Here is a 1,826-nt window from a genome sequence, read left to right on the forward strand (position 1 = left end):
ACGTTTGCCCTTCTGGTGAGCGCTTCCACGCTGGCTAACCCTTACAGCAGCCTGGCCACGGCGGTGGGTACCCTTTCGGGGCTGTTGCACGGGGGGGCCAACCAACAGGTGATGATGCTGCTGCGGCAAATCGGCTCGGTGGAAAATGTGCGCTCGTTTATCGAGGAGAAACTGGCCAAAAAACAGCGCATCATGGGCATGGGGCACCGAGTCTACAAGGTGAAGGATCCGCGGGCCACTATCCTGCAGCGGCTGGCCGAAGAGCTATTTGAGCGCTACGGCCACGACAAGTACTACGACATTGCCCTGGAAGTGGAACGGGTGTGCGAGGAGTTGCTGGGGCCGAAGGGGATCTACCCGAATGTGGACTTCTACTCAGGGTTGGTCTACGCCAAGCTGGGGATCCCAGAAGATTTGTTTACACCGGTGTTTGCCATTGCCCGAGCGGCGGGTTGGCTGGCCCATTGGCGGGAGCAGTTGTCCGATAATCGGCTTTTCCGACCCACCCAGGTGTACACAGGTGAACGCCAGCAACGCTACATCCCTATAGAAGAGCGGGGTTGAGAGCCGTTTGACAGGGCGCTGGGCCGAGATCCAAACTCAGTAAGGCCCAAGTCGTGCGTGAGGTGGTGTGTTGAGCCTCTTGGACTCTCCCCTTTGGCGAGACGGGTTCACCCTGTTTCTGAGCCTTGTGGTGCAGGCCATGCCATTTTTGCTGCTAGGGGTGTTTCTGTCGGGGCTGCTGGCGGTGTTTGTGGAGGGATCCCAGTTGGCCCGTTTCCTACCCAAAGGCAAAGTGGGCAGTGCGATAGCCGGTGGCGCTTTGGGATTCTTTTTCCCGGTGTGCGAGTGCGGCAACCTGCCGGTGGCCCGTCAACTGGTCATCAAAGGGATCCCACCCCACGTGGCGGTGGCCTTTCTGTTGGCGGCGCCGGTGTTTAACCCGGTGGTGATCTTTTCCACTTGGATTGCCTTTCGCTCCATGCCGGAGCTGGTGATCTACCGAGTTCTCTTTTCCTTCGGCATTGCGGTTGTCGTCGGCTTGATCTTCAGCCTGCAAAAGGATTTCCAGCCTCTGTTGCAGCCGGCAGTCTGGCGGGAGCTGCAGCGCAATTGCTCCCAAGAAGCTGATCCGAAGAACATCTCCCGCTCGCCGTTGTTGCAGGGGGGCACCTTCTGGATTGGATCCCAGGGCTATGCCCAAGGGGCCTCTGGCGGATCCCTGGCCACTTTACAAACGGCTGAAGATGTGTATCGCTCTGCTCTGGCCGCTGCACCTTCTCCCTCCAGGGGACAAAAAGGAGTTCTCCTGCTGCAGACCTGGGCCAGGGAGATCCGCGAATTGGGATCCGTGCTCATCTTGGGCTCGGCGATGGCCGCCCTGATTCAAACGGTGATCCCGCGTTCGTTTGTGCTGGATTATGGCCAAGATGCATTGCTCTCAATCCTGATCATGATGGCCCTGGCCGGGATCATCTCCATCTGCTCGACGGTGGATGCCTTTTTCGCCCTCTCCTTTGCCGCCACCTTCACGCCGGGATCCCTGTTGGCTTTTATGGTGTTTGGGCCGATAGTAGACTTGAAAGCCATAGGCTTGATGCTCACTCTGTTCAAGCCCCGCGCCATTTTCTACTTCGTGATCTTGGTCTTTCAGCTTACTCTGGTGGGAGCTTTAGCCATCAACTACTATGGCAGTTAAAGCGTTTGTTTGAACCTTTCTCCACAGGGACACCCTCTCCATCCACTCTCCGTCAAATATTCGTCAAATATAGTTGCTTCAGTTTAGGGTAAGACGCCTGGGCTCCTGATCGCGCCAGCGGGACGGA

General features: G+C 57.5%; 2 protein-coding genes. Both read left to right on the top strand.

What is annotated here, in order from left to right; all coding sequences use genetic code 11:
• On the top strand, positions 1 to 564 hold a 564-nt coding region (locus NW819_RS06640), incomplete at its 5' end, for a citrate/2-methylcitrate synthase (protein WP_414413272.1).
• A 79-nt stretch (positions 565 to 643) separates the two neighbouring features.
• Positions 644 to 1,699, top strand: a complete 1,056-nt coding sequence (locus NW819_RS06645; RefSeq protein ID WP_414413273.1) for a permease — start codon at positions 644 to 646, stop codon at positions 1,697 to 1,699.
• Positions 1,700 to 1,826 lie beyond the last annotated feature (127 nt).

The organism is Synechococcus sp. R8-2, assembly GCF_047461715.1.
Lineage (GTDB): Bacteria > Cyanobacteriota > Cyanobacteriia > Thermostichales > Thermostichaceae > Thermostichus.